This is a genomic window from Nocardia sp. MDA0666, assembly GCF_003023875.1.
Taxonomy (GTDB): domain Bacteria; phylum Actinomycetota; class Actinomycetes; order Mycobacteriales; family Mycobacteriaceae; genus Nocardia; species Nocardia aobensis.
On record NZ_PYHT01000007.1, the window covers coordinates 128896 to 133497 of the forward strand.

Annotated in this window: 3 protein-coding genes; all 3 read left to right on the forward strand. The window is 70.4% G+C overall.

The features are described 5' to 3' along the window. The first annotated feature begins 61 nt into the window (after positions 1 to 61). The 3 genes from C8258_RS13405 to C8258_RS13415 all read left to right on the forward strand — a co-directional run bounded on the left by C8258_RS13405 (position 62) and on the right by C8258_RS13415 (position 4593). Positions 62 to 1456: a PLP-dependent aminotransferase family protein gene (locus C8258_RS13405; protein WP_233225066.1), complete on the forward strand. Its 1395-nt coding sequence runs from the start codon at positions 62 to 64 to the stop codon at positions 1454 to 1456. Positions 1457 to 1592: 136 nt separating this feature from the next. Further along, entirely contained in the window at positions 1593 to 2969 is a 1377-nt protein-coding gene (locus C8258_RS13410) for a hypothetical protein (RefSeq protein WP_233225067.1), read from the forward strand. A gap of 16 nt (positions 2970 to 2985) precedes the next feature. Then, the gene (locus tag C8258_RS13415; RefSeq protein ID WP_106955471.1) at positions 2986 to 4593 is read left to right on the forward strand and encodes a hypothetical protein; all 1608 of its coding nucleotides are present in this window, start codon (positions 2986 to 2988) and stop codon (positions 4591 to 4593) included. Positions 4594 to 4602: the final 9 nt, after the last annotated feature.

Sequence of the window (4602 nt, forward strand, 5' to 3'; positions counted from 1 at the left end):
TTATGAAATGGCCAATACGGAGGCTTTCGAGAAGTCCACTTCAGCGAATCGGAGAACAATCGTGGACGAGCTGCCGCTCGCGGTCGATCGATCGGACCGGCGTCCACTGTCGGTACAGGTCGCCGACGAGCTGCGCAAGGCCGCGACCGACGGACGACTGCGCGGCGGTGACCGTATGCCCTCCTCGCGAGCCCTCGCCGCCCGGCTCGGCGTCAGCCGCACCGTAGTCACCGCCGCCTACGACCAACTACATGCCGAGGGCTGGATCTCCGGGCGGCACGGATCGGGGACCTACCTCACCGCGGCACCCGTTCCGGCCTCGAACCACTCAGCCGCCCAGGCGGCTTCGGATTCCGCCCGGGAACTGCTGGACCTCGCGCCCGGCGCCCCCTGCGCGGAGGTGATGGACAGCGCCGCATGGCGGCGGGCCTGGCGGGCGGCCGGCGATCGTGGCCCGTCGGTGCGCAAGGAGCGCGCCGGCGATCCCGGCTATCGGGCCATGGTCGCCGAACATCTGCTGCGCCATCGCGGGCTGCGCGTCGATCAACCGGCACGCATCATCGCGACAGCCGGAACCAGTTCCGCCGTAGCCGAATTCGCTCGTGCGGTACTGCGACCCGGCGATGCCGTCGCCATCGAAGATCCCGGATATCTGCGCGCGGTCGGCGCCTTTCGCTCCGCCGGAGTCGAGGTGGTGCCGGTGCCGATGGACCGCGACGGGATCCTGGTCGAATCGATTCCCGCTCATGTCCGCGCGGTGTATTGCACTCCGGCACATCAATTTCCACTCGGCGTACGGATGCCCGCCGGCCGCCGGGTCGAGCTCGTGGACTTCGCGCGGCGCACCGACGCGGTGATCATCGAAGACGACTACGACGGGGAATTGCGCTACGACAGCGCACCGCTGCCCTTGCTCGCCGGGCTCGCGCCCGACCTGGTCGTCCACCTCGGCACCACCTCGAAGATCCTTTCCCCCACACTGGGCGTCGGATGGCTGGTCGCCGCCCCATGGATCGTGGCGGCCGTATCGGAGCACCGCGAATCGACCGGCGCTTGGCCGGCGCCGGCCGGTCAGCTGGTGCTGGCCGAACTCGCCCGCCACGGCGATCTCGCGCGCCATCTGCGCCGATTGCGCCGGGAAGTGCCGCCCCGGCGCACGCTCACCGTCGCGGAACTACGCCGCCACGGCCTAGATATCCGCGGTGACGACGCCGGATCCCACCTGGTGGTTCCCCTCCCCGACGCGGCGGCCGAAGGCCGTGCGATCGAGCTCGCGCGCCGCCGCGGTGTTCTCCTCGACGGGCTGGCCCGCCACCACGCCGGACCCCGGCAGGCATTCGGCATCGCGCTGGGATACACCGCGGTGCCCCGCGACGAACTCCCCCGCGCCCTCCGGATCGCCGCCGAATGCCTCGCGGCCGCCGCGCGCGGAACGAACACCGATCCGAATCACTAGACGGGCCCCTCGGCGAACTCCGGGTTCTGCGCGATCACTTTCCAGGGCTGGCAATAGCAGCCCGGTTGCATCCGGGCCTCGGTTACGAAATTCTCGATCCGAATGCGGCCCTGACAAGCGATAGATCGAGGCGGTGGTGAGAATTGAAGATCTCGCGGACTCGGCGGACCGGATCATCGCGGGTTTGCGCGAGCTCGCACCGCCCGGATGGCAACGGCTGGAGGCATCGTTCGCGGTGACCGTTGTCACCGAGTCGGCGTTGTTCCTGGTCGATGACGGTAACGGGCCGATCAGATGTCAGGTCTCGGACGAGGTGTGGGCGTCGGTGCGCCGGCACCGGCAGCTCTCGGCCGAGCTGGAGAGCGAGCCGTGGTGGCGGATAGTGGTGCGCGCCGACACGGAGGAGGCCGAGGTCGTCGTCGATCACGGGGCCGAGCCGTTTCCCGGGGAGCAGTTGTTCGCGCCGCAGGCGTACCTGGCCGACCTGGAACATCATCCGCGCGGTCGGCTGCCGGTGTGGCTGGCGGCGTACATCGGGCGCGGTGAATCCCAGTCGAGGCCACCGCGCGCCGCCTGGGACGGAATGCGGGCGGACCGGAGTGCGGGCGTGCGGGCGGTGCCGGTCACCGGTGAGTTGCCAGACCTGCGGATACTGTGGGCACGGTGGGCGGTGCTGGCCGCGGCCTTCGTGGCGGTCGGCTCGGAACGGGGGCCACGCATCGGTCCGTCCGTGGGCATCTTCGAAAGCGCGGCCCACAGCGGCTCGACGTTGACGCTGCTTCCCGGGGATCGGGCGGTGCTGTCGGGTGGCGTATGGGAAGCCCCCGCGTTGGACGTCGCCTACAACGGGGGTGGCGCGATGCCGAATGTGTTTGCGGGAGCACCGGACTGGGTGGCGGACCCCGTGCTCAATCCGCGGGTGCTGACCGGCATGCTGTCGTTTTGTTACTGGTGGGAGGAGGGGCAGTGGTACCGGGGCGAATCCGCTCCGGTGTCGGAATGCGCGGCAGCGCTGCCCGCGGTGTGGACCACCGACACGGTGGCGCGAGTAGTCGCCGAAGTCGTTGAGAATCCGTCACCGGATGCCGCCGAGTTGCTGGTATCGGCTGCGCAGGCCGCCGCGGTGACACGTGAGGCCATCGTGCAGGTGGTCGGTGACGACACCGGGGTCGACGTCGCCGGTGCGCTGTTCCAGTTCGTCCTCGCGGATCTGGTTGCCGGAGAGGTCGCCGGGATCGGCGAGGCGGAGGCGTTGGCACTGGTCCGCGATCACATCCGCGAGCGCGGGTACGACACCGCGGACTACCCCCCGTCGTCCTTGCGCGCCGACCGGGTCAGCGTGGGCTGGATGGTGCGATCGCCGGTGCCGGACAACGACATCGCCCTGGACCGCGCGGTCTTCTACGTCGCCGACGACGGAGTCGTGGAGCGCTCGAGTTCGTCGGTGCCGCTGTCGGTTTTCGTGACCGACTTCGAGCGACGGCTCCGCCTGCGGGTCGGCGGCCGGAGCTGACGGTTCGAGGCGGGATATGAGCGGCGAACTTCGACTGGATCTGGCCGGTCTGCGCGAACGGGGTGCACGGCTGACCGAACTCGCCGACCGGGTCGGGCAGACCTATGCGGGATTGCGCGATTGCCTGGATCAGGCTCGCGGTAGCTGGGGCGACGACTATATGGGCTGTCAGTTCGCCGAGCAGTTCACACCGCATGCCGATCAGATGCTGGCCAATGTGCGGGCGATGGAGCAGGGGCTGCACAGCACGGCGTCCGGAATCGTCGGTGCCGCAGACGAATTCGACGCCCAGGATGCCGGTAACGCCGCCCGCCTGGCCGGCGCGGCGGATGATCGGACTTCGGGAAGCGGGAGTTCGCCCACGCTTCGACCGGATGATGCGACCACTTTGCCGTCGCCGGTCGATACCGGTGCACAGGTCCCGTACGACCCCCCTGCGCCCTCCCCGGCGCGCAACTCCGCGCTCGCCGACGGTCCGGCGCAGCGCGTCGGCGGGGCGCCGCGCGCCGAACAGCCTCCGGCCGGTGGCTCGCAGTCACCGAACGGTTCTCCGGCGCGGACCGGCCCGCAGGATGGGGCGCAGTCGCGCTCGCCGTGGAATCAGGATCGGCCGACGTCCGATCCGTCCGGGCAGGCCGGGCGACAGCCGGGCGGTGACTCCGGTCGCCGGTCCTCCTCCGTTTCGGCGCCGCCATCCTCGTCGGCACCGCCTCCTGCCGACCGCCGCGCCGCGCCGCGAGCCACGGACGCCTCGTCCGGCGGCCGAGCGGCACCGACGAGACGGGGCGATACCCCGTGGGGCGGGCAGCCGCCTCGCCCTTCCGGCACACCGGGAAGAGCCGAATCCCCCGGAAAGACCGGATCTCCCGGCCGGCCGGAGTCGAATCCCCGGCACGGTTCCCCGCCCCGACCCGACCGATCGTCGCGCGACAAGTCGCGTGCGGATGATCGCCGCCGCTCTCGCGAGCAGCGCGCGTCCGACCCGATGATCGGTTGGCTGGCGCGGACAGTGGCCGAGCGCCACGGCGTACAGGTCACCGGGTTCGACACCCCTGGCCTCCAGCTGCCGCCCGTACGTGACTTTCTGTCAGCGGTGGACCGGGTTCTCACCGATTACCCGATGATCCACTTGACTTCGGTCGCGGTAGCGGAGCTCGATGGTGAACACGGCACGGTGCGATGGAGTCGTGAACCGGGCGACGAGGGCTCCACCGGCTCGATGACGCTCGACCTGCGCACCGCCCGAGAACCAGCGGCCGCCCCGACCACGGAATCAGGCGGCGAGCCGCCGCGATCGGACATCTATCCGGCGACGCTCCACGAATTCGGCCGGGCCCTCGACGACGTCGGTGGCGGCGCGGCGCGCAAGCAGGCGCAGCGTGTCCTGATCGGGGAATACCTGCGCCGGGAGCCCCAGCGGGACCGCACACTCGCCGAAGTGGTGAGCGGTTACCGGGACTGGCGCGCCGATTTGGCCGGGAAGTCCGTAGGCCCAGGCGAATTCGATGTGGGCCACGCGCTCGGAATCGCGTTCGCCGAGGTGGTGCAGCACGGCGCCGAGGCGGGCATCCAGGCGAGATTGCTGCATGCGGTGCTGGTCGCCGCGGCATCTCGACCGGTGTAGGTGGTGCCG